This is a genomic window from Erwinia sp. 2186 (assembly GCF_057812255.1).
Genome location: NZ_JBSZSZ010000001.1, coordinates 32,270 through 57,078, shown reverse-complemented (window position 1 = coordinate 57,078; position 24,809 = coordinate 32,270). Strand labels below are relative to the sequence as shown.

Below are 24,809 nucleotides of genomic sequence, written 5' to 3'. Positions count from 1 at the left end.
CGGTAGGCGCAGGATCGATAAGGTCATCAAAATGTCCCATTAGTTATTCTTCCCCATTTGAGATTTAAGCCACTTGGTAAATGCTTCGTCCGCCTGTTTATCGGTCATGCCGGTGAGCTTCATGGCGTCTTTAAATCCCTCCTTCTTGAGTGCGAGCTGGTCGGCCAGCATCTGGCGTGCTGCATCGCGCTCAAGCCGCAGCTGGTTGGCTTCCTCACGGGCAAGCTTCAGCTCAACGGCCTTTTTCTTTGTGGCGTTACGCGCGCGATTAGCCTGCTTACGCAGTGCTTCTATCTTCTCTTTCTCATCCTTCTGTTTTTTTGCCATCGCCCGCTGTGAGTCCTGGTAGCGCTGGAACTCGGCGGCGACTTTAGCCTGATTGGTGTTGGTTGAGCGGTTCCGGGAAAGCGCCTTTTGTTCCTGAGCGGAGAATGTCTTGGTGGTACGGGTTTTGTCGTCACCGAACTGGACGGACTCGGCGGCTTTCTTAAGGTGAATGCCAAGCTGGCGCTGCCACGTGGATGACTGGAAACGCGTCATCGTGTGGATCACGTGTTTGCACGCCATACCTTCTAAATTCGGGTTTTCGATCTTCGGAAACGCGTATTCGGCTGGTGGCTTCAGCGCATAGTTGCCAGCGGTGGCCATGTAGCGGTATCGATACTGATGGTCTTCACATGAGCAATCAAAAGAGCACCGACCGGCGGCCAGCTTTTTAGCGATCGTCGCCAGGCTGCTCTTCTCATCGCCCACGCTTTCCACATACCGATCCCACTCTTCAAAGCGCACGCGCACCAGGTGATGATTCTTGTGTGACGCCTCAGATGCGCGGACCTGAATATCGGCCACGTTATGGCGCACGCGGATGAACATAGCCGAACTGATGCCGGAGCCATCGCCCACGTTGTTGTTTGCGCGTCTGATTCGGGTCTTGGTTGACTGAGCCACCAGCTGGGAATAAGTGATCCCCGCAATATCGCTGTTCGTGTTCCCCCGGTGCGCCTTACGGGTTTCCACGAAGCGCTTCATATCTTCCGGAGTGAAGTATGTGCCGCCTTTCTTCTTGCCCAGTTCGTCCACCAGCGTATCGAGGTCTTTATTGCGCATCAGCGCCGGGGTTAACGTCCGGCGCCCGTTGGCGCGGCTCCTGCGCTGACTGCTGCGGATCTTGGCAAACACCTTAAGAAAATCGGTGGCGTTGAGGCCGTCTGTTTTAAAGCGGCCGTCGTGCTTACGCTCTAATTCAGGCTGCGTTGGCATCAATTGCTCCTATGTGCTCCAGCGCCCACAGGATGCGCTTAACAGCGATCTGCACAAATCCGGCGTCCTGCTCGATACCCACAAAACCGAAGCCCTCCAGAATTGCGCCTTTCCCGGTTGAGCCACTACCCATAAACGGATCGAGCACCACACCGCCCGGAGGTGTTACCAGGCGGCACAGGTAGCGCATCAGCTCTGTTGGCTTAACAGTCGGGTGAAAGTTGCCTTTCTGGTCATCGCCGCCGTTCTCGTACTGGCGCAGCGTGCCGCCGTGTGAAAACTGCGGGCCAGGGGCGTCTAACCCTTCGTGGCGGTCTTTGGCGCTGGCTTTAGCACAATAGAAAAAGCGGGCCGTACTGCCGCTGTCGGTGTATTCGGTACTCTGATGGTTATCGTTGCCCCAGCTGGTCCCGTCTACAGTAGCGGCTTTGCTGGTGGCGCTACGCTTGCCCGTCTGGCTGGATTGCGGGAACAGGCCGACAACTGAATCACTGCCATCATGAATGAGGTTGGCAGGCCAGCGACCGGGAGGATTGTAGTTTTCACGTTCAGATTGCCCCATGGGATTCAGTACGGCGTTACCTCTGGCACCATTGCAGTGGTTCGCGTGCTGGTTCTTGGCTTTTGACTCCTGTTCGTCCGCGCCACCAGCAAACGGCACCTGGCAGGCGTTAATATTGAGCGCGCCGGTCCCATGGGTCAGCACATTGGCTGTCGCTGAACCTTTAAACGGTTTGCGTGCCATGGTGATGGGTTCATGCGCAGGCTTCAGCGCCGTTCCCCAGCCATCCCATTGCTTGGCTGCATCTGTAGCGGGTGCGGTAATGTCCCATTCTCGCGCCCATTCATTGCCACCATGAGCAGTTCCAGCAGACTCTTCGACCTTCGATTTATCTTTAAGGGTAGGGTGCTCACGCTTCCCAACGACTTCCCGCTGTGCGCCCGCCATCTTGTCGATCTGCTTGCTGATGTTCATGTTCTTGGGGAATCCCGAACCGTAAACCCACGCAATCGAATCACGGATTTCGAAGCCAGCCAGGCGAATGGCCAGCGTGCCCAGATCCTGTGTACGCGAGCCAAAGAATGCCAGCAGGTGCCCACCCGGTTTGAGCACGCGCAGGCACTCACGCCAGACAGATGGTCCTGGTACAAAGCTGTCCCATGATTTCCCCATGAAACCGCCGCCTTTGTGCTGGTAGTCGTCACCGGCGAGCCAGCGCGTAAGCACTTCGGCCATATCAGGTTCTTTGCTCAGGCCATACGGCGGGTCGGTCACGATGCTGTCGACAGAGTCGGACGGGATAGTCTTGAGTATGTCGAGGCAATCCCCATTGAAGAGATCAATACGGCGCATAGTTTCCTCAGCTGTCTGCATATAAGGTGCCGTCTAATTCCGGGGTATCGCCGGAAAAGGCGTTAATCTGTTCGCGGATCCACGCGAGCGTCGGCACCGTCAGCTCAGTGCCTTCTGTCATGGCTTCGCTTTCATCTTCCAGACCGCATACCAGGGTGATCACCCAACGCAGTTCACCTGTACCCCATATGCGATAAGCAATCAGGTCCGGGCGGTAAATCTCATCGCTCAGGATGTCGTAGGTGAGAAGGTCTGAGTCATAGCTCTGTGCCTTGGTCATCACAGCCCTGCGCATATAGGCGCGGATCACCGGCTCTTCTATGTTGCGATCGTCGAGACGGCTGATTTCATAGCTGGTGCTCACAGGTAGTTACCTTTGCCAGTCAGGGCGCTGCGGGGGCCATTCAGCCAGGAATCAAATTCGGTGTGTTTAACGATCGCTTTGAGGGGGTCTGTCGGGTTCGCCGGCTTGCGCATGCTATCCGCGCCAAACATCGCCTTGATGTAGTTCAGGCTGGAGACATTATTGAAGCTGGTGGCATAGCTGCACAGTATGCCGAGCACGTGCTCACTCTTGAGCTGCGACCAGTCTATGCGGTAGGAGGTTTCACCGCGGGCGTTGCGTTCCATGTCAAGAATGGTTTCTGGCATGCTGTAGCGGCCTGCGGCGTTGCGTGGAAAGGTGATTGCCTTCTGGCGGTCCAGCTCACGGAAGACGTCCAGCGCTTCCACCAGTATCGGCTTGCCGCTTGGCCCGGTGTCACCCATGCGCACCCGGTGGCCTGCACGGGAGGTAATGAAATCGCTGGTTTCGTCCACCAGCACCTCGAAATCCTTGGATTCAAGTTCGCGGATGCGGGGGATCAGCATTTCTTCCAGCGCCACGCGTGCGGTTGGTAGCTGCTCGCCTTCGGCAATGAACAGCTCGCCATCTTTCCACGCTGCAGTAGCCAGCATCGGCCTGTCAGTGGTCAGGCATATGGCGCATATCTTTTTGTTGATCATGGGGCGGGTTCCCGGTTATGCCTGCCAGAGATGGGCGGCGTTCGGGTTATTATAAATTTAGTATCTTCTGTCAGCAAACTTAGCAAGAAGGATAACCGCCTGTTATGGCGGTTGAGGGACTGGCACACAAAGATAAAAGAAGGCCGCGGGACGTTAACGGCCTTGGATGCAGGCAGTTGCATGTACTGGCGTCAGAATAAATTAGATGGATTATGGCTTGCAATACATAGTGTTCGGAGTAGGAAAAGAAAAAGGCCGGTATAAACCAGCCTTTAGAGTTTGCCCTGATAGAATCCGGCAAGATAAGCTTCCAAAAAATTGTGACTGATACGTCTAAGCGGGATAATCATAAACACCGATCGCGGCAGAATCAAGAATTAGTATCTTATGTAAATGAGAAGGGCCGCATAAGCGGCCCTTTTTGAAACTAGTCATAATGGAAAAGCTAATCGCCTTGCGGTGATGCAGATAATTTACGCTGCCTGTTTTTTGGTTTCAACCTTTGGCGCTCGGTAGAACCAAAAAGACTGGCGGCGGCGGTTAGTGGGTTTCACTTTCCTCATAAAATAAACTCCTGATTAGTTCTGTATGTCGTATTCGATCCCGGCACGCGTGTAGCTTTCGCGTAGCAGTTCGTACTCAGTGCCGTTCGCTGCCTCAAACTCTGCCCGCCCGCCGACCGTTCCGCAGGCATGCACCGGCACCAGCCATGAGTATTCTGCTCGCCACTCATCAGGAGCAGCATGCTGGTGGTGCCACTTACACAGCGGGAGCACTAACTTATGCGCGTCCGGCTTCGTGCGGCCATCGATGTGATGCAGGCTGATCTCCACTGTTTCCTTGCCATTCTTCAGGCACGCAATGCAGGGTAGTTTGCCCAGCGCATCCATTACCCGGCGCTCGGCTGCGGTTGGTGTTCTGCCTTTACTCCCACGCGAGCGGATCGGGGTGGATCGGGCCTTAACGGCAGGCGGTGCTGCTGCCTTCTCTTCCTGCTTCTTGCGCGCCTTCTCGGCCTGTTCTGCGCGGTATTCTGGCGAGCTCACGCGGGCGTGGCGCTTTTTGGCCGACTCAACGGCCTTCTGGAAAACCTGCGCACGGTGTTCGGGATCGGCCCACTTCTCACGTTGTTTCTGCTGCTGCTTAAGCGCAGATCGCTTGGCGGATTCGCGTTGCTTAGTGCGCTGTTTATCAAGCTGCTCTGCTGAGAGTTGTTTCATGGTTTGGCGACCTTTAGAGCGGGTTGAATTAAGCGACAGAAGGCTGAGGCTCATTTAAATTATCGGGCCGCATCCACTCCCAGCGTCGCAGCATGGCGCTGGTGTCATGAATTGGCGCACCAGTCATGGCGAGGCGAGCACGGTGCACGTCACGCTCATAGCGCAGACGGGCGGCAAGAGCGACATACCCACCAGCTGGCAGGCCGTGCGATACCAGGCTTTCCAGAGGGTCATAAACCTTGGGGCTATCGATCATGCTCATCAGAATGGCTTTATCTATGGCTAACGACAGACTGGTTTTATGGGCGAAGCCGCGTTTAAGCGGGCGCTTTTGTTCGGTCATGGTTTCGGTCCTTGGTATTGTTCATAAACGCCATAACGCGCCAGCTCTTTTCTCAGCTGGGAGTCGCGCACGGCTACAATCACGCGATCACGCGTATGGATAAACTCGCCTGGCAGGTCAGGCACCTGATGCAGGGAACGGAAACGCCGCCATGCAGGCACTGAATTAAAAATTGCCAGCCGCAGCGGGTTAGGGATGAACTCAACACGGCCAGATGGGCCGATAACATCACTCATGGTGTTCCTTGGTCGAAAGAAAAGGGCACTTGGCCACCGCCGCTTACTATGTTCATGCGGTGGCCGAATTTGCTGGTGGCGCGGATATGATGGGCAGCGCGAATAATGCGGGCCTGTTCGGGCGCCTCAATGATGTAGCTCACAAACCGGGCAGGCTTGCCATCCGCCACACACATCGGACAATGGTCGACAGTGTCAATCCAGCCATTACCGTGGATTGAGCCCTGTTGCGCCACGCAGGATTTACACAGCGGCGCATCGCAGGTGTAGGGCTTGTTGATGTCAATACAACGACGATCGCCGTCCATCACCAGCCCCCAGCCCAGATAGCCGTCACACAGCAAATCCGCAGCGCCACCACAGAACAGACATAACTCACGCTTTGGCATCAGGCGGCCTGCTGGCTTGCCTGGCGCAGCAGCTGAGTAACGCGAAGATTGATCCCATTAAACCGGCGACACTCTTCCATGCGGGTGTTACCGCGGCGTTCTTCCGGGCTGGTAAGCATGACAAAGCAGGATCGCTCTTCACGTACACGCTTAGCCCTCTCTGCTTTAGGAGGCATCTCGCTAGGCTTCGGCCAGTCGCGGAAGTACAGGCGGCGAAAGCCCTGCAACACGATAACCAGATCGCCTGCCGCTTCCATTTCACGTACCAACAACCGGGCAACGGATACACCTTTGCCGATCGCAGTACAGATGTCCTGGATAACCAGATAGCCTTTGCGATCCATGGCGGCGCTCACCAGTTGAGTGCGCTCTGTGTACAGTTGCTTAGTAGGATTTGTGGAACTCATTTTGTCTCTCCGGGTGCCAGCTGGTGGCTTATCGATTTCTACGGGTGCGGCGCTTAGGTCGGCGAAACAGACCTCTCAGTCCACCAGCGATGGCGTCCAGTGCGGCGCGAAGCATTAATAGGGCAAAGGCGACCTTCAGGACGCCAATAAACAACATTGCGGCCCAGCTCAGCAGCTGGTCAGGGGCGTTAGCGAGATCGCCCATTGCGCCACTTACTGAACCAGTGCGTCAGGTGCTCCAGACCAATCAGGAAAGCACCCCAGATGAGGCACATCAGCAGGATGAAGCCGCACACCTTGGCGACTGCCAGAAATTTGATAATCATTAACGGTTGCTCTTAAGACGCCAGCACAAGCCCGCGCCGGTTTCACGGCTAACCAGCGCAAACTCTTCGGCCAGCTGGTAGCTGATGGATTCGACCAGGCTGTCGCTTTTGGGCATCAACCTGGGGGAGTGGGCTTCAGGCATGCCACAATGCGTCATGATTTCGCGTGTACGCTCCCATACGGGGCGCATGATGTTTTCGGGTAGCCAGTACCAGAACGTTCGGCCAGGCTCTGCACGGGAATGGATCTCATCGCTGCGGAGGTGCTGCATATCCACCAGCGCACGTAACCTGGTCAGGCTTTGTGATTCACCTAATCCACACTGGAGGTGTTTACGGTTAGCGGCCAGCTGGCGGATCGCGCGTGGGAAATGGTCCTCACTGGCCATGCTCACGCGTTCGCCGACATAGCGCTGGATGGCACGATAGGGAAGGTACTTAATGGTCTGGCAGAAGATGGCGTGCATCAGCGCGTCGTCAGTCACTTTCATCATAACCACGCAGCGCCTCTGCCGCTTTTTATGGCGTCAACGAGGAACAGGCCCAGCCAGATACAAAAGCTGGACTCCGCCGCGATGAGGATAACAAGAAGAATGCGTGACATAGGCTGATCTCGATAAACTACAACTAAAATCCAGTTTAGTATTGTATGTCATAAGAAACCAGCCTATTTTTGCCATTGTGTTAGGGTTTTTCCGCAGGACGATGAAGCAAAGAGGGTGCGGGGGCATGCCGGGCCCCCCCTTTAAGCACCTGCCGATAAGTACCTTTTGTTGATCGTTTATAAATAGTGATTTAACATTTCACTGCTTTTTACGGATTTGATTGATTGGTTTGAAGCACTACAGCCCCTTGCGGGCTGTTTTTATTTTTGTCCAGACCACATTTCCGGGTTGATACGGCATGTTGCGGTGCACCTTACGCATTACCTGGTCTGATTCGCACGGCCCCATATCCTTAAGAAACACATCAAAGTCAGCCCACTGCGGACACACTGCGCCCTCAATATTTTTGTAATAACCCATGAGCTGCGACCATTTACGGAATTCCAGCGAGTTATTCTTAATCGAATGTGTCTGACGTCTTGAACACGACATACAGCGTAAAACAAACCCACTACGTAACTGCATGCCCGAAACAGGGTACTCGCGATTGCACTCACAACGTACCTGCCAGTAAGGGCGGTGATCATATTTGAGCCGCACCATATGCAACACTGTGAGACTGCCGAACACCTTCCCGGTGAGATCTATGATATTTCTCAATCCTGCCTCCAGATTTCGCCCGTATCTACACACGGGAAACCGTGGCAGCGGCGCTGAAATTCTTCTTTGTATTGAATCGCGGTCGGCTTTTGCTGTTCGTGCCAGTGCTGGTGGCCAGCAACAAACGCGACAGGCATTGAGCTGTAAGAACTGTAATCGGTGCCTTCGCCACGTGAAGCGGCACGCGCGCCATCAAACCAGCCGGCGAGGAAATCGGCTCGATCCACCAGCTCAACGGTGAAATCATCTTCATCTCCATGAAGGCGGACGATACCCGTGCGGGATAACTGCTCCAGCACAGCCTGATTGCCGGTGATGTCTGCGCCGGAGTAATGGCCAGCATTGTCCACGTAGGAAAAGTGGGTGTAGGGGGTCGCCTCATCCGTGCCGATCGCTCTCGCTGCAGCGGTGAAAAAGGTCATCTGTTTACGTGAAACTCTCATGGGCATTTGGTCATGTTGGCAAGATTTGAACGCTGAAGCAGGTGCTCGTTGAGTAAAGCGACAAGCTTACGTGCCTGTGCATCGTCCACCAGTAAGCGCGTTCCGTAAGATTCAATAATCAGGTGGCCAAGAGACTGATCATCCATATCGATGGATAGGCATAGCTTATTATTTGAAGGCGGCACGCGGTGGATAGTGTCATCGTGGGAGGTGAAAATAGTCATTGGTTTACTCAAATGAAATGACCGGCGCGCAGCCGGTCGGTAAGGGATCAGGCAAGCTTGGCTTTGATTCCAGTGAAATCCAGCAGGGTCACGGTAAATTCTGCCGCCCTGTCTGCCGCCTCGCGGGTCCAGAAATCGCCCCTCGTTAACAACAGCCGGGAACCGATGTGTTCACGTAGCTGGCGCTGCGCGCGCGCCTCGTTAACCTCATCAAACCAATCCTGTAGCGGAGAGCGCCGGAGACACTTAGTCACCTGACACTGTATTAAGCAGGCCAGCCACGAAAGCATGACAAACCAGATCGTACCGCCCCAGCCAGGCTGAGTGTTGCAGATGCAAGCCACGATATAGATGGCGAAATACGTTTTCCCGAAGCCGTTACGGCCAGCTACCTGCCAAAATTTAGAGACTGAAGTCTTCATATCGATCCTGTTTTTATCTGGGCTTACGCCCTCTATTGGCTGCTGCGTCCAGCTGGTGGATGCGCGTTGCGGCCTGCTGGGCTGAGGCGCTGAACACACGGTTAAACGCCTCAATTACATGCCCGTCAGATGCCATCATCTCGGCATAAATCTCACGGGCAATGTTCAGGTCGATAGCCTCGACATATGCCTTAGCAGCGTCCAGGCTATCCATTGGGCGATCAATTTGTATGTAATGCAGTGGTGAGCCTTGGCTGTAGATAAGCCCGCAAGCAACAACGGGCTGATTACCCCGCAAGCCTGCCTGTGCGTTCAGCTTGCAATCATCAAGTTGGATAATCATTCCGGTTCCTTTTCCCATACATTTACATAATCAAATAAGCACCATTTTAGTATCTTTTACAGAAAAACTTTATGTGCTGGTGGGCGGTTTTTCTCATCATCAGCAAGTATGGCCATTGCCTTGATAATACCTGTATCAGTCAGCTGGTAAGAGGGTGCTTTACTCCCCGTCCGGCTGACAGCTACGTGTTCAACCAGATAGCCACGGGCCACCAGGCGATTGAGTGAAGCGCGAAAATTACCATTACTTGGAACTGGTTTGTAGTTTTCGTGGATGTTCGTTTTCAGCGCGGCCACGGTTACGCGCTCTGGCGGATCCGCTCGATAGCGCTTTCCCATGTATCTGAGTGACATTTTCTGCAATCTGGACAACGGCATTAGCAATGCTCCTTTTGATTTGGCGACCTTTCATTAAGACTGATCCTACTTGCTGCGCTTCACCTCCTTGACCACGTCGAGCATGACCGACTTTTCGGCCTCGATATGGCGGATATAGCTCAGCACCTGTTCGGGCCGTTTCCACGTACCCTCATGCATGATCTGCGCGAGAGTTTTCCCACGCATAGCCATGTCCTGAGCAGCGCCCACGCGCGGGCTGTGTCCCGTCCACGTCCGATAGTGCGGCCCGGTGGCTGGTGGTTTACCCAGCGCGTTCCAGGCGCGCCCGAAGATCTTGATAACATTTACACGCGTCATCGGCTTGTCGCCCGCATGCGCGTTGTTGTAGCGATCTACCTTACAGAAAATGTACTCTTCCGGTTTGTCACGAAGCCCAGCCAGCGACAGCCAGTCGAGAACCCAGGCGGCCACTTCCGGCGACAGCGCCTTTGCAATGCTGTTGGCTTCGTCAATGGTCTTGGTAAACCCGACATCAAAAACAATCGTACCGTTTGGGCGAAACCGCAGATCACCGACCTTCAGGCGCGCCACGTTGGAGATACGCAGTAGCGAACTGTAAGCCACGCCAATGAAGGCTAAATCGCGACGATCGGCAAGGCGCTCACTGGCTTCCCATAGGGCGGAAATGCGAAACAGATCCTCAACATGCAGCGGCTCAGCCTGCGAAACTTCTTCGCCGGCACGGGTGGCGCGCTTGCGAATGGCCTTCATGCCCAACGATACATTCATGTCGTCAGACGGGCGCGGCAGGCCTGCATGTTTGTGGAGCTTGTTAATCATGGCCATGTGCTGGTTAACGGTGCTGACTTTGCGCCCATGGTCATTTTTGAGGTGTAACAGATACTCCCGGACGTCTGCCGGAGAGGCGGGAAGCCACGTTTTTCCACGTTCAGTGCACCAGCGCGCCCATACGCGGACAACCGACAACATCTGAGTCATGGTGTTATCTGAATAGGCGTCCTGGTTCTCAAACAGGATGCGCAGATTTTGCGCTACCCGTTCATCTAAATTGTCGGGCAGCGCCATAACGCCAGTGCCGGTGTCGTTCTCGGACATACTCAGCTCTCCTTGTCGCTGGAATGATCGGTAATCTCTTGACCGTTTGCATCCACCAGCGAACGCCAGGGCTTCATGAGTACGCCATCAATAACCACGCATCCTTTAGCCTTGTATCGTGACAACAGCTGCGGCGTCATACTATTGGCCTGAGCCATTCGTGTTAGATTGCCACCAAAATACTGCGCTGCGATCTCGTCAATTGTCTTTGCCATCCGGGCTATCCTCTTTATCCAAAACAGATAATGTTTTATCTGTTTCAGATAATATTAGAATTCCCATCGGTTTGTCACGGTAATTTTTTTGCACTATGGCATGCCGGAGCCATCACTAATCGGCGCAATAGATGGCATCTTGTTAAGTTTATCTTAACAAAAGAAATGTAGTGCCGTGGTAAACATGCGTCAACTTTTAAAGGCGCATAACATGGTTCCCAAACGGCTAAAAGCAGCACGGATCGCAGCAGGATTAACACAGGAAAAGCTTGGGGTAATGGCGGGGATTGAAGAAGCCTCAGCACGTGCTCGCATGTCATATTATGAATCCGGCACCTACCACCCCAATTTTGACACCGCCTGTCGGATTGCGGCGATCCTCGATGTACCCGAATGTTACCTTTACGCGGTCGATGACGATTTCGCGGCCTTTATCCTCACATCCTACCACCAGCAAAAACACAGCTAAGCCAGATTTGGCGGGGCTTAATCGCCAGTTCAGCAGAAAATGAGACGTTGCTACGTGAATTCTTTTTTGGCGCGTGGGTATCAGGTCGCCAGATTTTGCGTAGCGTTACCAGGTTATTAACATGACTGGTGGCCAAGCAAGACATTTCTGATTTACTGCAGCGGCCAAATGCATATGTGAAGCGCGCCGGGGTTAGCAATTATTTTCGGTGTAACAAATCCACATCCCACCGGCAGAATACATACACAGGCAATAGTGTTGCATAGCTAACGCGGCCAAAAATACTTAGTGGTCGAATCGTTTCAAAAACCTTACACATAGACCGAAAAGCCGTCGGCAGGTGCACGGCGCACTGGTTAGACCAATCAACATGAGAAAACTTCATTTTTTGAGTGGTATCAGCCCCCTATGCCAAGATTACATATTGGATGTTATGTAATCTTGGTTGCCGATCGTCGCATTGTAACGGTTTCATTTGGTGATTATTAGTTTCATCCCCCTTACGCTTCCCTTACCTGATTACAGGACAATTTTTACCCAACGCATAACTATTTCATTTAAACCGGACCTAATGTCCGGTGGTGCCGTGGTTAATCACTATTTGAAATGATATATAAGGCCATTCCGAAAAAGTGTTAAAAGTAACAATATAATTTGACGAGCTGACAAGATGACGATCACGGCAACACTCCCCGTAATAGAAGATGTAAATTGCGCCATAACCAAACTTCACATTGATGTGTGCCGACCTGGTGCCGTCTCCATTCTTGTAAAACACTTCTCCATCGTGTGCGGGACTGTACGCATGTCCAGTGAAAACCGTCGTGCCTTTAGAAATGCGCTGAGAAAAGTCTGTAATAGTGCAATAAACTAATAAAAAATTGTCAGCTACTGTCCTTTTGGTCGATTTAACCCTGGAAATATACTAATTTACTCCTTAGTTTAAGGCGTGCACGTTGCGCGCCTTGCTTGGAGAGTAATCAGTATGCATGACATCAGAAAGGCTGAGATCTTGTATCAGGAATTCATTGAATTCCGGGACGCGTTTCTTACTAAAGCCCTATTAGAATCCGCAGCACACAGCACAAACATGCACGGGCAGAAATTCCGCCCCGTGGTTCAGGTTCCTGAGCGTAAGGCAAATTACTGGCGCGAGCAGATCGCCAAGTGGAATGAGTACGCCGAACAGCTACGCCTGTATCCTGAGCTAGGCATTGAGAAATCCCTTTATGAGCCAGCCCCGAAGTACATCGAGGGAGCTAACCGCGTTCGTGTAAACGTTGTCCCGGCCATCACTTCGAAGAAGATTAGCCGTGAGGACGTTATCGATAAGATCAAGTCCACGATCGAGCAGTTCAAGGGCACAGAAGATACTAAACAATTCATTCAGAGCCTTGAAACCCAGCTGGAATTACTCAGCAGCCTTCCGCCGAAAACAGCGCTGCGCTTGCGCCGTGGCGGGTATGAGGATTTGATCTGCACCTACAACACAACGGTTGAAAAGAAACTCATGGAACGCGTCACCGCGAACGGCGTTTTCTTTGATGATCGCGTGCTGCGTTATGGCCTGAAGCTCGGCGAAAAGAGCGCGAACGGTCGCACCTCTATCTATGACAACGTGCAGCCTCTGCCTATCACCGTCTATAAAGATTCCAAAATCTACCTGATTTCGGATATCGAACGCGCTACCGCTGAAGTCCGTAACCCGGAAGTGGCCAAGGCCCGCACCCGTGAGTCATGGAACCGCGCCAACAGCAAACGCCGCGCCGGTACGGAGAAGAAAGCCGCTGCCGTCAAAGGTGCTGGCAATGCCGCCGGTGAAGTGAATCCAGCTGGTGGAGACACAGAATAACCCTCCACCAGCCCGGAGGGTTTGTTAGTCCTTGAGCCAGTCCAGCGCCTCATTACGGCGGCTCTCATCAGCCCTGCTGATCACCTCGTTCGCCGGGATGTAATCTGCCAGTTGAGTAAAGCAGAAGGTATCCCAGTGATCGGGCGATTTCAGGTTAAGCTTCGCCCTCATCTGCTCTTTAGGCATGCACACCCATTGGCCTGCCTCATTGAGAAATACCGGGATTTTGCTCGCCTGGTCAGTGGTTTTCCCGCCCTTATCAAATTTCATACGGCCCTGTCGCACGGCGTTGGCCGCATAGACGTTTGCATATGCACGCTGGTTGATGAACCGCTTACGCAGCTCTTTGTTGTGAAGCGGGAAGCCCCATCGGATGCGCTGCGCAATCACGCCGTGCTTCTCTTCCAGTACGTCCGCCGTTGTGGCACCCACGCCATCTCCATCGATAACAATCGTGATGTTCGGGTACACCTCCGGATCACATTCGCTGTAGATGTAGTCCGCGAAACGTGACGGGGTCACGGTGGATTCCATTTCCAGCACCTTAAATGGCACCACGCGCCGGTGTTTTCCGTAGCCACTGATGCGGAATATTGAGAGTACCGACTTATCGCGACCGTTACCCACGTCGCAGCACGCCACCCAGCCCCAGCCCTTAGCCAGGTATACATTACGCCGCATTGCGCGATCGCAGTCGTCACGGCCCAGCAGGAAGCCGGATATGGAGGATGGGAACTCACCGCGCACCTTGATGAGGTATTCCGGATTCTCCCGCCCGCCGTAGTCCACCAGCTTTTCCCGGATGAACTGCAGCGTAACCAGTGGCGACTCTTCGCTGTTGAGGCGGATCGCCCTATAGATGCCGTTCGGGTTCTCCGGAGTGACAGCCAGGCGGTGATGTGAGTCATAAAACTCCCCGCTGGTCCGCGTGGGCTGCGAGATGAGCAACAGGCGGTTATCTTCCTGCGTCAATGCGCCCTTGATGAAGCCAAACGCCTTATCTGATACGCCGGATGCCTCATCGATAATGTAAAGCAGGTGTTCGGCGTGTTCGCCGGCTAGCGCTTCTTCGTTACCCAAGCGGAAGCCTTTGGGCACCACTTCCCATGCACCCTTAGACTCGGTGGCGAAAAACATCATGTCCGTGAGCGTGAAGTACTGATTCAGCCACGGGAAGCGCTTAAGGCAGACTTTCCAGTTTTCACGGAGGTACTTGAATATCCCCGTCTTAACCTGCTGCAGCTTGTTCGCCACGATAATGACGCGGGCGCCGGGGAAGAACAGCATGTAGCAGAGAATCATGATTGAGGTCATATCTGACTTTCCGGTACCGTGTCCGGAGGCGACCGTGGTCTTACTGCCTCCTTCCTGTACGGCCTCAATAATCATTTCCTGCTGCCATGTCGGGATCTTGCCAAACATCACTTCTGCGGCGCTGATCCAGTCGTATCGGTACAACAGAACCAGCTCCTGCCAGCGCGGGTCATCTAATACCGAGCGCTTAGCCTTATTGCTGGTGGCCATCGTCTACATCTCCATACAGATGGTTGTTAATCTCTTCGTCCGGCTCTTCACCATCAGCAAAGTCCGGCATCAGGTTCAGGTCATTCAGTGAGCCGTCAGCGGACACGTCACCCGCCCCCATGTCGTCCACAATCACGTTGACGGCTTCCCGCTTCTCGGCCAGCGTGATTTCTAACTCGGCCATACGTGTGGCGCGCTGCTCACGTGCGCGGCGATCCAGCTCTGCCAGGTCAACAGGCTGTGAGTTAATGTCTTCTCCTGCCCCTTCTTTCATCTCTGCGCGGGCCAACTCCAGCAGCAGAGAAGGAACTTTGAAGCCGTTCGCCTCGATGTAGATGGCTGTTTCCATGGCGGTCCACTTCTCTGCCTTGCGGCGGGCGTAAGCCTCCATCACACGCTCTGGCTCTGAGAGTTTGCGCAGGTGGAGCTGCTGCTCGCGTTGGTCTTTGGAATAGCTCTGGCGGAGTCCGGCCATGGTGCGGGCGGTATCGTTGATGCTGGCTGCGGCTGCAGCGAGAACGGAAACGGCTTTGTTGATGGTGGGCGGCTCATCCTCGCCGGGTACGTGTTCTTCCAGGTGGGCGAGCATTTCAGTAACCGCGCGCTCAAGGGCAAACTGATTAACGAGGGCGCTGCGTATCATTCTCGCCTCAATGTCATCGACACCGGCGCGGCTCATCAGCGCCTCGGCTTCCGCGAGATCGTTGTCGTCCGGGACGAGGGCACCAACCAACACCTGGCCGCCAGCTTTACTCTGATCACCGGCGCGCCCCGACTTGGTCTTTTTGCCGACAACATCCATCAATTGTCCCGTGAGCACACTCGCGGGCGTTTCAGCACCGGGGGCCGTGTCGCGTGCCTTGGCGGCGCGCACCTGCTCACTTAACGCATTGATTTTATTGGCGGTGGTTTCCTGCTCGCCCGCTGAGGTTTGATCACGCTTGTGATCAGTTTTGCTTTTGCGATCAATTGATCGCGGAGGTGTTTTTGATCGCGAAACTGATCGCGGGGCTGTTTTGGAGGCAGATTTAGCCCCCACCTGACTGGTTCCCACGCCCAGGTTACGGCGGGCTGTGCCGTGATTTAAATCATATAAATCAGCATATTCCTTTATCGTAACGTCCTGCTTCTGCCTCATCTGGGCTAGGCGTTCTCTGTGTTCATTCCAGTCCGTTTTCACTTCGCGATCACCGTCTATTACTACGTTGATCACCGATTCTATTGATCGTTACATCTGCCGTGATCAAGGTTTTCTCGCACCCGGTGATCACGTTCTCGCCATTTGTCGGACGAATTACCGTTATTTTGTTGCAATTTACCCGACATTTCGTAAGATGAACCCGCAACAATCAATCAATCACTTATGTAATTCGTTTAAAAGTTAGGGAAAATTTAGATATGACTAAAAGTGCACAAACCCCTGTTTTCGTTGCTGTCGATGGTGGCTCAGGCAATATCGCAGTGCGTTACACCGACGATCAGGGCAATGACGTCTTCAAAATTTCACCGTCACTCATTCGCCGTGGCCTGCTTCAGCAGGGTACGCAAGAATCAACCTCGACGTGGCTGACCGCCGATGGCGCACTGTTCTCTGTTGTTGACGATGGCACCAGCATGGAGCTGGAGAACACCTGTGACACCATTTACCAGCTGTCTGCGCAAAACCGCGTCCTGGTGCTGGATGCACTGGTTAAAGCGGGCCTGAGCGGTCGTGACGTGGTTATCGCTGATACACTGCCTGCCGATCAGTTCTATGGCGACAACGGCATCAACTACGCCCGCATTGAGGAAAAGAAAAAGAACCTCATGCAGCCGATCACCAGCTACACCGGTGCCATTAAGCCGCCGCGCGTTATCCACTCGGTGATCATGCCGGAAGCCGTTACCGCTTACGTCAGCGCCAGCGTCAGCCCGGACGGCACGCTCAACCCTGCGTTCGAAGGCGTGACGCGCTGCATCATCGTTGACCTTGGCCGCTTCACCTGCGATATCGCCGTGGTAAACAGCTCGCTTGACGTCCTGAACCGCATCACCACCGAGCACGGCATTCACGTGATGGTTCAGCGCCTCTATCACCTCATCCAGCTGCATGAGAAGGAGCTGGGCCTGAGTGAGTCCAAAGAGCTGAATATGGCGTCTATGGATGGCTTCATTGAGCGTGGCTACATTGGTTCACAGGCAAAAGCCCGCGAAGCACACCGTAAAGATATCCGCCCTCTGATTTTGCAGGCGGCGCAAGAGCTGGCTGAACAGATTAAGAGTGACATCCGCGCGGTTACGCACGGTTTCGCTGATGATATCGATATGCTGCTGTTTGTTGGCGGCGGGGCTAACTGGCTGGGCGGTGCGCTCGAGTTCGTTGGCGATCTGAGCAGTGACTGGCACGACTACACCCATATTCCGGCTCACCCGGAGCGGGCTGTCGTTGATGGTGCATTCCTCATGCTGGAGCAGCGTAAGGCGCACATCATGGCCGAGCTCACGAAGCCCGTAACGGAGGCGTGATATGGCAGAGAATGACGCCCGCAAACGTGATGCTTTAACGTTTTCTATCACCGCCCAGGTGCGAAAATCAGCGGCTTCATGCCGTTTTGTAGATGAATTTCGTGCATCGGGAGAACACGCCGAAAAGCGTGCCAAAGTGATTGCGGCGCTGCGTTCTGGTCAGATGCTTGAAGAGGCTGGCTTAGAGCCAGTCCTCGCATTCCTGGACACGGAAGGGTTTGAAAACCTGAATGTGAGAGAGCGTCAGCTGCTTGTGCTGGCGCGATTGCAGGATTTTATGGGGGTTACTCCCCATACTGCACCCGTTGCCGTCCCGGTGGAGGTTGTCGCACAACCACCATCAGCCCAGGAACAGCAGGCAGAAGAGCCAGAAACTCAGCAGCAGGCCACATCCGAAAAACCGGATGAAAAGCCACCAGCTGAACCACCAGTTGCAGATAAGAAGCCCAATCCGATGCTTGCTAATTTCGCCAGCAAGCTATCTGGCTAATCGTGATCGTCCCATTAGTGAAAGGGCAAGGCGTAATATTTCGCTCTCTGCCCTTTCCTTCTCATCATCGCTCATCAGCATTACCGTCCGCCGCCTTGGGTCGATCCGTTCCGGATTGCGACAGCGCTTAAAAAAGGCATCATCCAGGTGCTTGAGGTGGAAGGTTCGCGGCCTGACAGTATCATCAACAATACAGTCCGAATTATGCGATTTCGCGATAGACAGCATACGTAAGTACACTTCGCTAACCGACGAACGGTATTGTGGATAACGCTTTTTCAACCCTTCTGTAACCTCTCTGGCGCTGGCTGGTCTGCCATGCTCAATGAGGTACTGCGAAATCTCCCACGATGTAAATCTCTTGTGCTCGGCTGCCAAAGGCTACCCCGTCATAAGATTTCAGTTCGTGTGGGTTTAGCGGCTACCTAAGAATAAGGCGCGGTTAAGCGCCTTAAGGGACAAAATGGTAGTTATACGCTCAGATAATGCTAAAGCTGCTTTGCATGCACTCACGATTGAACAGCAAGAGAGATAAGCGCATGGAAAACAGCCTCAACGTGAACGCGGCCAGGCTCGCGCTCGGAAGGGATTCTATAACATAAGATACTAAATTTACAAACTCTCGACGCCAGCGTGATTGTTATTTGACTACGCGCATGAGAGAAACAAACGTTCGGCTGTCATTTGACTCTTCCACCAGCTCGGCCCAGTCATCAGGTGGGTTGCCATCTTCCAGCATTCCCTTAAAGACGCGGTAAGCATCAGATTTAGAGCCATAGGTGCGTAATGTGGTTTCGTCATTCATCCAGGCCAGAATAATTATCTTGCTCTGTGTGTCGTATCTGAAGAACAGGCGATAACGTCCAGCTGCAAACTTTGCCCTGCGCCAGCCCCGATATCCTTCACCCAGCGTGTTCCCCTGACGGTATTCATTCCCGGACGGGTTAACGGTGATCCCCTCGTTAATGACTTTCCTCACAACATCCAAAAGTTTGGTGCAACGCTTGCCTTGGAAAGTGTCCGGGTTTTTCTCTCGCTCTTTCTCGACCTGCTCAGTCAGGTTGGTAATCTGCTCTTGAAAGCACGGGTGGAGTAATACGGTCCACCCGTTTATTTTTTCTGACTCTGGGGTCATTAGTCGTCGTCCGTTAGTTCCGCGTCTATATCGGTGTCCATGCCAGCAGTCAGCTCGTTAATACGCGCAAACAATGATGCATCAAGCGGCTTCAGATTTTGAGGGTTGGCCTCCATATCCTTATCCAGAAAACTCAGGAAGCTTTGGATCACCGGATCCAGGTGCTCTTCTTCTTCCTGCTGACGTGAAAGCATCACTTGGCCACCAGCCAAAAGCGAATACTCAAGATATTCACCCGGCATGAGGTGGAGCGCATCCCTGACTGCGGGCGGTATGGTTGTTTGACTGCGCTCTGTGAGGCGGGATTGCACTCTCAGCGCTACATCAGATTTTAAAATGTTCATAATTGGCTTTTTCCTCACAATCAACGCCTCAATAATAATGCACCTGCATTACGAATGCAATTGCATTCACTGGAGTTGGTTGCGTATTTACCCGGCTTAATTGATACTGTATGAATATACAGTTATTCCGGAGTGAGTATCATGGGCTTTCCTTCCCCGGCGACCGACTACGTCGAACAACGGATCACTATCGACTCTCATGTTCATCTCAATCAGAACACCACTTACATCATGCTGTGCGGCGGGCATTACCCTGAAGTGGGTATTCTCAAAGGCTCAATGATGGCCGTTGATCGCTCAAGAACACCAGGGCATGGCCATATCGTGGTAGCGACGGTCGGAGGTGAGTTTGTAATGCGCAGGCTGTTAACCCGGCCATGTATGGCGCTGCAGGAGCTCGGAGGCGTGCAGACGATCCACAACATCAAAGAACCGGCTGATTTTATGGCTGATGATTCGCCCGTTTGGGGCGTGGTGGCTTACGTAGTGACGGATACAGCGGGGTTGGGGTTCAGGGGGGTTGATTGACGATCCCCTCTCTGTTGAGGGAATCATACTTTAGGCGGTAATTTTAAGCGTTTGATTGAATGCCTGCCGCTCCTGCAACTTGCTTAATGACCACCAGCGCCTGTAAATACTTTCTGCCCCAGATGAAAAAGTCATCTAATGGCACCAGGGAGAACAGATCGTATTCTTTATGCGGCCAGCAGCGTTCCAGTAGCCTTACATCGGCCAGTGATGGCGCGCAATCCAGCACTTCCTGGCAAGCTGCCTTGATTGGCTCAAGCTCTTGACGGACTTCTGGCGGTGCATCCTGGAGATCCTTCTCCCAACAGTGAATCTGCATATGGATAGCCCCCTGAAAGCTTTCCCAGTCCCATTCGTAACACTCATCAACATCCGCGTTGTTAGAGTGCCTTGCCATTTGGAATGACCAGTAAAGCGGATCGCACCCTATCGTCTCCACCAGGTTTATGACGTCAGGCTTTGGCGAGGTGAATGTGTGGGCGATCCTCCTGTTGCCGTCGACAACAGTTAGGGTATGGGGGGATATCGTCACCGTGGCAAATTCCACATCGGCCAGTACGTCTATTAGCGCAAACTCCTTCATGCTTGGGTAGTTGTGCGCCTGTTTAACTATGAAGCGCGGTGCCGACAGCTCCGCCTCTAACTCTCTTAATGTCTCTTTGAGCTTACATTCTCGGTGCGTGCCTATCACAACTGGTTCCTCGTGCTGGTGTGTCATTTCACATTATCACCATCCCGGATAAATAAAAGAGAGAATTCTGTAAATATCTAATTTAATCAATCTCTTGTAAAGCTGACTTAACACAGCTTGCTCAGCTGGCTTAACAAACCATCACTATTGGAAAGTCGACTATCCACAGAGCAGTAAAACTATTTGTGTGGGCCTCGATTTATTAACATTGCTGAAGCTTTTGTTATAATCAGTCCCGAACATTAATCAACTTGGATGATTACTATGGCTTTGACTTGTAATTTCGCCCTTAACGGCATGCCTATGTCTCTTCTCACCTGTTACGGGATCGGCACGTTCCCGGCATTCTCTGGTCAGAAGCAGGGGCGTAACAATGCCAGCCTCACTACAGTGAAAAATATTGGCCCTATCCCCCAAGGGCGCTACTACATCGTTGGGCGGGAGTCTGGCGGGCGACTCGGTGATTTGCGGGAAAGCATATTGAAATATGGTTACGGTACTGACCGCCGAGAATGGTTTGCGCTTTACAGGTCTGACGGCAAAATTGATGACTGGACGTTTATAGAGGGAGTTAAACGCGGTAATTTCCGTCTCCACCCGATCGGGCCAATGGGATTAAGTGAAGGGTGTATAACCCTGAACCACATAACGGATTTTGAACATCTCCGCCGACAGCTTCTTAGAACAAGTATGATCAATGTGCCCGGCTCTCAGATGAAAGCCTACGGCACAATACAGGTGGATTAATGATGAAAAAATGGAGTTTACGCGTACTGGCTTTCATTGCTCTGCTGATAGTAATGAATTTTGCGGTTGCCTGGGTCGTTCGCCTTACCGCACCAAATTTTACCGATACACTTGCTGGCTGGTTTAACAGCTCTGGTGTGGAGGACACGGCAGACCTGTTAATCGACTTCACGTTTCTAAGCGCGTTACTGCTGACAGTTATAATTATGGGCTTGCTCAGGTTGCGCCGGAGCCGTTGAACCTCTCCGGACTACCATTCAGGGAGGCCCATAGGATCAAGTACGACAGGTAGCGGGTCGCCGGCCAAACGCCGGTGCTCTACGAGAGACTCCCGACGCACCGGCACCGCAGTTATCCACGAACCAGAATCCTCCATGCGATGAGCTGCGCGCCCACGGCCAGCACCAGTAACAGCACAATGCGGCGCTTGCGCTTCTTCCAGCCTTCAAACCGCCATTCAGCCAGCGCCCAGCTCACCAGCGCAGCTACTGCCACCAGCAGCCACACAACCACCTGTTTCATGCGCGTTGCTCCCTCATCACGTACACGGGCAGCTCCAGGCTGGCAGCGCGATCATGAAACAGGGCCACTGTGCGTGTCGCTGCGCCACCAGCGCCGACCACCTGAACATTCCCGACCGGATGGCCGTAAACGTCAACCACGCGCGCTATAAGCGCCTCAGCGGCGGTGTAAACGTAGGGGTTTAAATCAGTGCTGCCGTCCGGCTGAGGTTTCTCAGCAAATCCGTTGGCCAGAAACAGCGCTTTTATGTCCTGCCTGTTCAATCTTTACTCCTGAAATCCGCGATCGTCGTCATAGCCCACGATTCCGCCATGTGATGCCACCAGCTGCTCTATGAAGGCACGCTCAATGTTTCCCAGAACGTTATCTTCCCCCATCCGCGCATTCAGTAGTGGGTCATCGTGGCTTGGGAAGCCAATCTCAAAAGCCGTGTAACCCGAAACGTCAGCAAGGCTCTCATTTGGCTGGCAGCTAAACATTGCGCTGGCCTGAACGCTCAGGGAGAAGCCATCCGCACATTGTATGCGGCGGTTGAAATAGGATGCCGTGCCGAAAATCTCCATCAGATGGCTGTTGCTCTTAATGATTTCAGCTTCTTCAGCACACTGGATGCGGCCACCGTTCAGCCAGTCGTTTAGCGTCTTTGACATCATTCACCTCTCAGTTCGGCATACACTACGCGAGTAGGCACACCATCTTTCGTGTACCGCTCGTAACCTTCATCGTTAATGGTGCGCCAGCTGTCGCAGTCGGCGTTATCCAGCACCTGAAAGATCGGGTTAGCGAAATCGATATTCACCGGCAGCATTGAGATCTGGCTCTCTGTCCAAGTGCCTTGTTCGATCATGCAGTCACAGCGGCTTTCATGTTCGTCTAAGCGCTCACATCCGCACCCATCGCAGGTAAAAAGCGTTCTTATCTGCATCAGATATCCTCATTTCGGCATGAATCTGCCGGATTACCGCATACTGCATCTAAATGCTTCTGGATCCACTCGGACAGCTTCAAGCCCTCTTTCTGGGCTTCCGACACATAGCGGTTTTTGCGATCGGGGGTCACGCGCATCTGTATCTGAGCTGTCGCCTGAACATCTCCTTTGAGGGAGTTTAATGCGCGGGGATCGCGTTGTTTGTCACCCATAGTTACCCTTGTTGGTTTGCTGCCTCGGTAGGCGGCAGTGTGTGGTAGACGTTATTGAAAATGTCAGAGCTAAAGCCCAGGGCGCAATCCATTTCCTCAATGGCTTCCAGCGCGTTCATTGGCGTGCCGTCATCCTGTAAAATTGAGAAATCATAAGGCAGCACAAAGGAGCCTGCGGTGATGTAGACGATCGCTGGCAAGTCTAATGATTCCGCCTTGCTCCCCGTCTCCATGCGCCATTCAAAAGCTATCTGATACTCGCCTTCCGTATCGGTAACTGAAGCTGTGCCATACACATCAGCGCCCTCGCGCTTAGTTACCGCGATATTCTGGACGTCCCACCATTCCAGTTCAAACATATTGCTCAGCGTCATTCTGTGAGCTGGCGAGGTGCCGGGACGCCAGCCAGTCTCCAGAATGTGATTGAACAGGTTCAGGTAAGGCTCGTTGACATCTTCAAAGGAGCATTCAGTACCAATGTAGCCCGCACAGTGGTGGTTTTTGAGCCATACCAGGGTCGCAAGGTCGCTGCACTGCGCATTAACTGTGGCAAGATTGGACTGAATGTCTGCGTAAGCCTCAGCGTCAACAAAGCCAGGTTTCTTGCTCTGCTCGATCAAGCCAGTCAGGGTGTAAGCCATGTGCTGGATTGCGGCGGTAGGCGTCATTGACTCGGCTTCCTTTGAGGGGGCTTGGTATGCCGCTACGGCTTGTGCTAACCAGCCTTCAAAGCGAGCACATATTGAGTTGTTGGGTTCGCGCGACGCGGCTTGATAGAGCGGCTCAACCTGAAAGCGGCCTTCTGCATCTTCCCAAAGCAGGTGGGCTTTATTGCCTGCATAACCACAGTCGACGGTCGGGGTGAAGCCCTTCGCCAGCAGATCGTTAACGAGGGTGAAGAAAGCAGCTTTTAACATCGGTTTCATTGGGTATTCCTTAGTGCCTGGAGCCGCCAGGGCGGTGGCGCTCGTTAGCGCCATGGGATGAATGTAATGGGCTCAGGTTTGCTTGTCAATACAAACAATATAATCAGCCGGTATAGTAATTTTGCTGACTGGCTTTGGGAGTAAAACTTCCACCTTCGAAAAATTGACCTCAGTGTTCTTTTCGGTTGCTTCCAGGCAGACCAGGAACGTGCCTATCTGCAAGTCCTTACGCCATACGCTGTAGCGATGCCCTAACCCTTCCGGTTGAACCGTTACAGTCACCTGCTCACGGTGCAGCTGCTCAGGGGGCTTCCAGCACCCAAAGTGCCCTATGATTACCAGCTGAAGGCGCTCATCAACCAGCTGCGAAACCTTCGCAATGACCAGGCGCGCATAATCCCGCAATAAGTCAGTCATGCCATTCGCTCAGCTCTTCAAGCACAGCCTCATATGCTTCGTGATGATCCTCAAAGGGTGGCTCTCCCATATACGCCATGCTCTCTACCGTCACTTTGGCGTTGCTGCGGCAAAAATCACGGTGTTGTTTACGACTCATGGGCCAATCGCTTGTTGCTTTGCGCCAGGCATGATTAGCCAGCTGCAATTGTGTTTTAGCCATTCCCGTTCACCTGATTCTCTGCGAGTTGTGGATTGATGGCTGGTATCAGAAATTGTTCAGTCACTTCAATACCTCAATGTTGGCGTTGCGCAGCATTTCTTTAACGGCACTGGCTAAATACACAGCCTCTTCAGTCGAGACAAGGATCGGGCCTGTATGACGCACATCCATTCTTAGCTCGCGCGGTAGTTCTACTGATGGCCGGGGAACATAATCCATCAACGGATTGGTGGCGTCATGAATACGCATCGCGGCGCCACGGCGCTGAAGGCGGTGCAATACGGTGTAAAGCGCGAATGCTTCCGTGCGTTCGCGCCCGACGTCCAGTGAGCAAGCGACCTTGTGAGCATCGCTTGCCAGATGATCCAGGCGTTCGTAAATGTCTTGTGGCGTCATCATTCACCCACCCAC

Annotated in this window: 40 protein-coding genes; 7 read left to right on the top strand and 33 right to left on the bottom strand. The window is 53.2% G+C overall.

Annotated elements, in window-relative coordinates; all coding sequences use genetic code 11:
• Positions 1 to 39: 39 nt before the first annotated feature.
• The 18 genes from ACXKZG_RS23275 to ACXKZG_RS23190 all read right to left on the bottom strand — a co-directional run bounded on the left by ACXKZG_RS23275 (position 40) and on the right by ACXKZG_RS23190 (position 10,906).
• Complete coding sequence (locus ACXKZG_RS23275) at positions 40 to 1,260, bottom strand: phage tail protein (RefSeq protein WP_488876317.1); 1,221 nt, start codon at positions 1,258 to 1,260, stop codon at positions 40 to 42.
• Positions 1,244 to 2,614: a DNA-methyltransferase gene (locus tag ACXKZG_RS23270; protein ID WP_488876316.1), complete on the bottom strand. Its 1,371-nt coding sequence runs from the start codon at positions 2,612 to 2,614 to the stop codon at positions 1,244 to 1,246. The genes ACXKZG_RS23275 and ACXKZG_RS23270 overlap by 17 nt, the downstream gene beginning before the upstream one ends.
• Positions 2,615 to 2,621: 7 nt before the next feature.
• Positions 2,622 to 2,978 (bottom strand): hypothetical protein, encoded by a 357-nt coding sequence (locus ACXKZG_RS23265; RefSeq protein WP_488876315.1) that lies wholly within the window; start codon positions 2,976 to 2,978, stop codon positions 2,622 to 2,624.
• A complete protein-coding gene (locus ACXKZG_RS23260) occupies positions 2,975 to 3,571 on the bottom strand; it encodes a maturation control protein (protein ID WP_488876314.1) in 597 nt (198 codons plus the stop codon). The genes ACXKZG_RS23265 and ACXKZG_RS23260 overlap by 4 nt, the downstream gene beginning before the upstream one ends.
• Positions 3,572 to 4,197: 626 nt before the next feature.
• Complete coding sequence (locus ACXKZG_RS23255) at positions 4,198 to 4,839, bottom strand: Ref family recombination enhancement nuclease (RefSeq protein ID WP_488876313.1); 642 nt, start codon at positions 4,837 to 4,839, stop codon at positions 4,198 to 4,200.
• Between the two features lie 28 nt (positions 4,840 to 4,867).
• On the bottom strand, positions 4,868 to 5,182 hold the full coding sequence (locus ACXKZG_RS23250) for a hypothetical protein (protein ID WP_488876312.1): 315 nt from the start codon (positions 5,180 to 5,182) through the stop codon (positions 4,868 to 4,870).
• A complete protein-coding gene (locus ACXKZG_RS23245) occupies positions 5,179 to 5,418 on the bottom strand; it encodes a hypothetical protein (RefSeq protein WP_488876311.1) in 240 nt (79 codons plus the stop codon). The genes ACXKZG_RS23250 and ACXKZG_RS23245 overlap by 4 nt, the downstream gene beginning before the upstream one ends.
• Positions 5,415 to 5,807 (bottom strand): hypothetical protein, encoded by a 393-nt coding sequence (locus ACXKZG_RS23240; RefSeq protein WP_488876310.1) that lies wholly within the window; start codon positions 5,805 to 5,807, stop codon positions 5,415 to 5,417. Before ACXKZG_RS23240 ends, ACXKZG_RS23245 begins: the two co-directional genes overlap by 4 nt.
• Positions 5,807 to 6,214 (bottom strand): hypothetical protein, encoded by a 408-nt coding sequence (locus tag ACXKZG_RS23235; protein ID WP_488876309.1) that lies wholly within the window; start codon positions 6,212 to 6,214, stop codon positions 5,807 to 5,809. The genes ACXKZG_RS23240 and ACXKZG_RS23235 overlap by 1 nt, the downstream gene beginning before the upstream one ends.
• Positions 6,215 to 6,402: 188 nt before the next feature.
• Positions 6,403 to 6,540, bottom strand: coding sequence for a hypothetical protein (locus ACXKZG_RS23230; RefSeq protein ID WP_488876308.1), 138 nt, complete (start codon positions 6,538 to 6,540; stop codon positions 6,403 to 6,405).
• A complete protein-coding gene (locus tag ACXKZG_RS23225; protein ID WP_488876307.1) occupies positions 6,540 to 7,034 on the bottom strand; it encodes a hypothetical protein in 495 nt (164 codons plus the stop codon). Before ACXKZG_RS23225 ends, ACXKZG_RS23230 begins: the two co-directional genes overlap by 1 nt.
• Before the next feature lie 767 nt (positions 7,035 to 7,801).
• A complete protein-coding gene (locus ACXKZG_RS23220) occupies positions 7,802 to 8,248 on the bottom strand; it encodes a hypothetical protein (RefSeq protein ID WP_488876433.1) in 447 nt (148 codons plus the stop codon).
• Positions 8,245 to 8,394, bottom strand: coding sequence for a hypothetical protein (locus ACXKZG_RS23215; RefSeq protein WP_488876432.1), 150 nt, complete (start codon positions 8,392 to 8,394; stop codon positions 8,245 to 8,247). The genes ACXKZG_RS23220 and ACXKZG_RS23215 overlap by 4 nt, the downstream gene beginning before the upstream one ends.
• 125 nt (positions 8,395 to 8,519) lie before the next feature.
• Complete coding sequence (locus ACXKZG_RS23210) at positions 8,520 to 8,894, bottom strand: hypothetical protein (protein ID WP_488876431.1); 375 nt, start codon at positions 8,892 to 8,894, stop codon at positions 8,520 to 8,522.
• 13 nt (positions 8,895 to 8,907) lie between these two features.
• Positions 8,908 to 9,237 (bottom strand): hypothetical protein, encoded by a 330-nt coding sequence (locus ACXKZG_RS23205; RefSeq protein WP_488876430.1) that lies wholly within the window; start codon positions 9,235 to 9,237, stop codon positions 8,908 to 8,910.
• Between the two features lie 56 nt (positions 9,238 to 9,293).
• Positions 9,294 to 9,614 (bottom strand): hypothetical protein, encoded by a 321-nt coding sequence (locus tag ACXKZG_RS23200; protein ID WP_488876429.1) that lies wholly within the window; start codon positions 9,612 to 9,614, stop codon positions 9,294 to 9,296.
• Positions 9,615 to 9,659: 45 nt separating this feature from the next.
• The gene (locus ACXKZG_RS23195; protein ID WP_488876428.1) at positions 9,660 to 10,691 is read right to left on the bottom strand and encodes a tyrosine-type recombinase/integrase; all 1,032 of its coding nucleotides are present in this window, start codon (positions 10,689 to 10,691) and stop codon (positions 9,660 to 9,662) included.
• Positions 10,692 to 10,693: 2 nt separating this feature from the next.
• Positions 10,694 to 10,906 carry a hypothetical protein gene (locus ACXKZG_RS23190; protein ID WP_488876427.1) on the bottom strand — a complete coding sequence of 71 codons (213 nt, stop codon included), beginning with the start codon at positions 10,904 to 10,906 and terminating at the stop codon, positions 10,694 to 10,696.
• Positions 10,907 to 11,117: 211 nt separating this feature from the next.
• Between ACXKZG_RS23190 and ACXKZG_RS23185 the strand changes: the two genes are divergently transcribed.
• Both ACXKZG_RS23185 and ACXKZG_RS23180 read left to right on the top strand, forming a co-directional pair.
• Positions 11,118 to 11,375: a helix-turn-helix transcriptional regulator gene (locus tag ACXKZG_RS23185; RefSeq protein ID WP_488876434.1), complete on the top strand. Its 258-nt coding sequence runs from the start codon at positions 11,118 to 11,120 to the stop codon at positions 11,373 to 11,375.
• Between the two features lie 985 nt (positions 11,376 to 12,360).
• Positions 12,361 to 13,227, top strand: a complete 867-nt coding sequence (locus ACXKZG_RS23180) for a hypothetical protein (RefSeq protein WP_488876426.1) — start codon at positions 12,361 to 12,363, stop codon at positions 13,225 to 13,227.
• 24 nt (positions 13,228 to 13,251) lie between these two features.
• Here ACXKZG_RS23180 and ACXKZG_RS23175 read toward each other — a convergent pair whose 3' ends face one another.
• Positions 13,252 to 14,751, bottom strand: a complete 1,500-nt coding sequence (locus ACXKZG_RS23175) for a terminase (RefSeq protein ID WP_488876425.1) — start codon at positions 14,749 to 14,751, stop codon at positions 13,252 to 13,254.
• Positions 14,735 to 15,964: a hypothetical protein gene (locus ACXKZG_RS23170; RefSeq protein WP_488876424.1), complete on the bottom strand. Its 1,230-nt coding sequence runs from the start codon at positions 15,962 to 15,964 to the stop codon at positions 14,735 to 14,737. The genes ACXKZG_RS23175 and ACXKZG_RS23170 overlap by 17 nt, the downstream gene beginning before the upstream one ends.
• Before the next feature lie 185 nt (positions 15,965 to 16,149).
• Between ACXKZG_RS23170 and parM the strand changes: the two genes are divergently transcribed.
• Entirely contained in the window at positions 16,150 to 17,256 is a 1,107-nt protein-coding gene (gene parM / locus ACXKZG_RS23165) for a plasmid segregation protein ParM domain-containing protein (protein WP_488876423.1), read from the top strand.
• A gap of 1 nt (position 17,257) precedes the next feature.
• On the top strand, positions 17,258 to 17,746 hold the full coding sequence (locus tag ACXKZG_RS23160; RefSeq protein ID WP_488876422.1) for a hypothetical protein: 489 nt from the start codon (positions 17,258 to 17,260) through the stop codon (positions 17,744 to 17,746).
• Here ACXKZG_RS23160 and ACXKZG_RS23155 read toward each other — a convergent pair.
• From ACXKZG_RS23155 to ACXKZG_RS23145, 3 genes are all read right to left on the bottom strand, one after another.
• On the bottom strand, positions 17,735 to 18,124 hold the full coding sequence (locus ACXKZG_RS23155) for a hypothetical protein (RefSeq protein ID WP_488876421.1): 390 nt from the start codon (positions 18,122 to 18,124) through the stop codon (positions 17,735 to 17,737). The two genes, ACXKZG_RS23160 and ACXKZG_RS23155, sit on opposite strands and share 12 nt — an antisense overlap.
• 262 nt (positions 18,125 to 18,386) lie before the next feature.
• Positions 18,387 to 18,881 (bottom strand): type II toxin-antitoxin system YhaV family toxin, encoded by a 495-nt coding sequence (locus ACXKZG_RS23150; protein WP_488876420.1) that lies wholly within the window; start codon positions 18,879 to 18,881, stop codon positions 18,387 to 18,389.
• Positions 18,881 to 19,225 carry a type II toxin-antitoxin system PrlF family antitoxin gene (locus ACXKZG_RS23145; protein ID WP_488876419.1) on the bottom strand — a complete coding sequence of 115 codons (345 nt, stop codon included), beginning with the start codon at positions 19,223 to 19,225 and terminating at the stop codon, positions 18,881 to 18,883. Before ACXKZG_RS23145 ends, ACXKZG_RS23150 begins: the two co-directional genes overlap by 1 nt.
• Before the next feature lie 141 nt (positions 19,226 to 19,366).
• Between ACXKZG_RS23145 and ACXKZG_RS23140 the strand changes: the two genes are divergently transcribed.
• Positions 19,367 to 19,753 carry a S24 family peptidase gene (locus ACXKZG_RS23140; protein WP_488876418.1) on the top strand — a complete coding sequence of 129 codons (387 nt, stop codon included), beginning with the start codon at positions 19,367 to 19,369 and terminating at the stop codon, positions 19,751 to 19,753.
• A gap of 43 nt (positions 19,754 to 19,796) precedes the next feature.
• Here the strand turns inward: ACXKZG_RS23140 and ACXKZG_RS23135 are convergent, their stop codons facing one another.
• A complete protein-coding gene (locus ACXKZG_RS23135) occupies positions 19,797 to 20,444 on the bottom strand; it encodes a hypothetical protein (protein ID WP_488876417.1) in 648 nt (215 codons plus the stop codon).
• Positions 20,445 to 20,708: 264 nt separating this feature from the next.
• Between ACXKZG_RS23135 and ACXKZG_RS23130 the strand changes: the two genes are divergently transcribed.
• Together ACXKZG_RS23130 and ACXKZG_RS23125 are read left to right on the top strand one after the other, a co-directional pair.
• Entirely contained in the window at positions 20,709 to 21,191 is a 483-nt protein-coding gene (locus ACXKZG_RS23130) for a DUF2778 domain-containing protein (RefSeq protein WP_488876416.1), read from the top strand.
• Positions 21,191 to 21,430 carry a hypothetical protein gene (locus ACXKZG_RS23125; protein ID WP_488876415.1) on the top strand — a complete coding sequence of 80 codons (240 nt, stop codon included), beginning with the start codon at positions 21,191 to 21,193 and terminating at the stop codon, positions 21,428 to 21,430. The genes ACXKZG_RS23130 and ACXKZG_RS23125 overlap by 1 nt, the downstream gene beginning before the upstream one ends.
• Before the next feature lie 112 nt (positions 21,431 to 21,542).
• Here the strand turns inward: ACXKZG_RS23125 and ACXKZG_RS23120 are convergent, their stop codons facing one another.
• The 9 genes from ACXKZG_RS23120 to ACXKZG_RS23080 form a co-directional block, all read right to left on the bottom strand.
• A complete protein-coding gene (locus ACXKZG_RS23120; RefSeq protein ID WP_488876414.1) occupies positions 21,543 to 21,713 on the bottom strand; it encodes a hypothetical protein in 171 nt (56 codons plus the stop codon).
• On the bottom strand, positions 21,710 to 21,976 hold the full coding sequence (locus tag ACXKZG_RS23115) for a hypothetical protein (protein ID WP_488876413.1): 267 nt from the start codon (positions 21,974 to 21,976) through the stop codon (positions 21,710 to 21,712). The genes ACXKZG_RS23120 and ACXKZG_RS23115 overlap by 4 nt, the downstream gene beginning before the upstream one ends.
• A gap of 3 nt (positions 21,977 to 21,979) precedes the next feature.
• Complete coding sequence (locus ACXKZG_RS23110; RefSeq protein ID WP_488876412.1) at positions 21,980 to 22,363, bottom strand: hypothetical protein; 384 nt, start codon at positions 22,361 to 22,363, stop codon at positions 21,980 to 21,982.
• Positions 22,363 to 22,560, bottom strand: a complete 198-nt coding sequence (locus ACXKZG_RS23105) for a hypothetical protein (RefSeq protein ID WP_488876411.1) — start codon at positions 22,558 to 22,560, stop codon at positions 22,363 to 22,365. Before ACXKZG_RS23105 ends, ACXKZG_RS23110 begins: the two co-directional genes overlap by 1 nt.
• 77 nt (positions 22,561 to 22,637) lie before the next feature.
• Positions 22,638 to 22,853, bottom strand: a complete 216-nt coding sequence (locus ACXKZG_RS23100) for a hypothetical protein (protein WP_488876410.1) — start codon at positions 22,851 to 22,853, stop codon at positions 22,638 to 22,640.
• A 2-nt stretch (positions 22,854 to 22,855) separates the two neighbouring features.
• The gene (locus tag ACXKZG_RS23095; RefSeq protein WP_488876409.1) at positions 22,856 to 23,779 is read right to left on the bottom strand and encodes a hypothetical protein; all 924 of its coding nucleotides are present in this window, start codon (positions 23,777 to 23,779) and stop codon (positions 22,856 to 22,858) included.
• Between the two features lie 72 nt (positions 23,780 to 23,851).
• The gene (locus ACXKZG_RS23090) at positions 23,852 to 24,196 is read right to left on the bottom strand and encodes a hypothetical protein (protein ID WP_488876408.1); all 345 of its coding nucleotides are present in this window, start codon (positions 24,194 to 24,196) and stop codon (positions 23,852 to 23,854) included.
• Positions 24,189 to 24,398, bottom strand: coding sequence for a hypothetical protein (locus ACXKZG_RS23085; protein ID WP_488876407.1), 210 nt, complete (start codon positions 24,396 to 24,398; stop codon positions 24,189 to 24,191). Before ACXKZG_RS23085 ends, ACXKZG_RS23090 begins: the two co-directional genes overlap by 8 nt.
• Positions 24,399 to 24,458: 60 nt before the next feature.
• Positions 24,459 to 24,797, bottom strand: a complete 339-nt coding sequence (locus ACXKZG_RS23080) for a hypothetical protein (protein ID WP_488876406.1) — start codon at positions 24,795 to 24,797, stop codon at positions 24,459 to 24,461.
• Positions 24,798 to 24,809: the final 12 nt, after the last annotated feature.

Coding starts and splice junctions, on each gene's coding strand:
- ACXKZG_RS23275 (WP_488876317.1), bottom strand. CDS start 1,260: ATGCCAACGCAGCCTGAATTAGAGCGTAAGCACGACGGCCGCTTTAAA.
- ACXKZG_RS23270 (WP_488876316.1), bottom strand. CDS start 2,614: ATGCGCCGTATTGATCTCTTCAATGGGGATTGCCTCGACATACTCAAG.
- ACXKZG_RS23260 (WP_488876314.1), bottom strand. CDS start 3,571: ATGCTGGCTACTGCAGCGTGGAAAGATGGCGAGCTGTTCATTGCCGAA.
- ACXKZG_RS23255 (WP_488876313.1), bottom strand. CDS start 4,839: ATGAAACAACTCTCAGCAGAGCAGCTTGATAAACAGCGCACTAAGCAA.
- ACXKZG_RS23250 (WP_488876312.1), bottom strand. CDS start 5,182: ATGACCGAACAAAAGCGCCCGCTTAAACGCGGCTTCGCCCATAAAACC.
- ACXKZG_RS23245 (WP_488876311.1), bottom strand. CDS start 5,418: ATGAGTGATGTTATCGGCCCATCTGGCCGTGTTGAGTTCATCCCTAAC.
- ACXKZG_RS23240 (WP_488876310.1), bottom strand. CDS start 5,807: ATGCCAAAGCGTGAGTTATGTCTGTTCTGTGGTGGCGCTGCGGATTTG.
- ACXKZG_RS23235 (WP_488876309.1), bottom strand. CDS start 6,214: ATGAGTTCCACAAATCCTACTAAGCAACTGTACACAGAGCGCACTCAA.
- ACXKZG_RS23230 (WP_488876308.1), bottom strand. CDS start 6,540: ATGATTATCAAATTTCTGGCAGTCGCCAAGGTGTGCGGCTTCATCCTG.
- ACXKZG_RS23225 (WP_488876307.1), bottom strand. CDS start 7,034: ATGATGAAAGTGACTGACGACGCGCTGATGCACGCCATCTTCTGCCAG.
- ACXKZG_RS23220 (WP_488876433.1), bottom strand. CDS start 8,248: ATGAGAGTTTCACGTAAACAGATGACCTTTTTCACCGCTGCAGCGAGA.
- ACXKZG_RS23215 (WP_488876432.1), bottom strand. CDS start 8,394: ATGGATGATCAGTCTCTTGGCCACCTGATTATTGAATCTTACGGAACG.
- ACXKZG_RS23210 (WP_488876431.1), bottom strand. CDS start 8,894: ATGAAGACTTCAGTCTCTAAATTTTGGCAGGTAGCTGGCCGTAACGGC.
- ACXKZG_RS23205 (WP_488876430.1), bottom strand. CDS start 9,237: ATGATTATCCAACTTGATGATTGCAAGCTGAACGCACAGGCAGGCTTG.
- ACXKZG_RS23200 (WP_488876429.1), bottom strand. CDS start 9,614: ATGCCGTTGTCCAGATTGCAGAAAATGTCACTCAGATACATGGGAAAG.
- ACXKZG_RS23195 (WP_488876428.1), bottom strand. CDS start 10,691: ATGTCCGAGAACGACACCGGCACTGGCGTTATGGCGCTGCCCGACAAT.
- ACXKZG_RS23190 (WP_488876427.1), bottom strand. CDS start 10,906: ATGGCAAAGACAATTGACGAGATCGCAGCGCAGTATTTTGGTGGCAAT.
- ACXKZG_RS23185 (WP_488876434.1), top strand. CDS start 11,118: ATGGTTCCCAAACGGCTAAAAGCAGCACGGATCGCAGCAGGATTAACA.
- ACXKZG_RS23180 (WP_488876426.1), top strand. CDS start 12,361: ATGCATGACATCAGAAAGGCTGAGATCTTGTATCAGGAATTCATTGAA.
- ACXKZG_RS23175 (WP_488876425.1), bottom strand. CDS start 14,751: ATGGCCACCAGCAATAAGGCTAAGCGCTCGGTATTAGATGACCCGCGC.
- parM (WP_488876423.1), top strand. CDS start 16,150: ATGACTAAAAGTGCACAAACCCCTGTTTTCGTTGCTGTCGATGGTGGC.
- ACXKZG_RS23160 (WP_488876422.1), top strand. CDS start 17,258: ATGGCAGAGAATGACGCCCGCAAACGTGATGCTTTAACGTTTTCTATC.
- ACXKZG_RS23150 (WP_488876420.1), bottom strand. CDS start 18,881: ATGACCCCAGAGTCAGAAAAAATAAACGGGTGGACCGTATTACTCCAC.
- ACXKZG_RS23145 (WP_488876419.1), bottom strand. CDS start 19,225: ATGAACATTTTAAAATCTGATGTAGCGCTGAGAGTGCAATCCCGCCTC.
- ACXKZG_RS23140 (WP_488876418.1), top strand. CDS start 19,367: ATGGGCTTTCCTTCCCCGGCGACCGACTACGTCGAACAACGGATCACT.
- ACXKZG_RS23130 (WP_488876416.1), top strand. CDS start 20,709: ATGGCTTTGACTTGTAATTTCGCCCTTAACGGCATGCCTATGTCTCTT.
- ACXKZG_RS23125 (WP_488876415.1), top strand. CDS start 21,191: ATGATGAAAAAATGGAGTTTACGCGTACTGGCTTTCATTGCTCTGCTG.
- ACXKZG_RS23120 (WP_488876414.1), bottom strand. CDS start 21,713: ATGAAACAGGTGGTTGTGTGGCTGCTGGTGGCAGTAGCTGCGCTGGTG.
- ACXKZG_RS23110 (WP_488876412.1), bottom strand. CDS start 22,363: ATGTCAAAGACGCTAAACGACTGGCTGAACGGTGGCCGCATCCAGTGT.
- ACXKZG_RS23105 (WP_488876411.1), bottom strand. CDS start 22,560: ATGATCGAACAAGGCACTTGGACAGAGAGCCAGATCTCAATGCTGCCG.
- ACXKZG_RS23100 (WP_488876410.1), bottom strand. CDS start 22,853: ATGGGTGACAAACAACGCGATCCCCGCGCATTAAACTCCCTCAAAGGA.
- ACXKZG_RS23095 (WP_488876409.1), bottom strand. CDS start 23,779: ATGAAACCGATGTTAAAAGCTGCTTTCTTCACCCTCGTTAACGATCTG.
- ACXKZG_RS23090 (WP_488876408.1), bottom strand. CDS start 24,196: ATGACTGACTTATTGCGGGATTATGCGCGCCTGGTCATTGCGAAGGTT.
- ACXKZG_RS23085 (WP_488876407.1), bottom strand. CDS start 24,398: ATGGCTAAAACACAATTGCAGCTGGCTAATCATGCCTGGCGCAAAGCA.
- ACXKZG_RS23080 (WP_488876406.1), bottom strand. CDS start 24,797: ATGATGACGCCACAAGACATTTACGAACGCCTGGATCATCTGGCAAGC.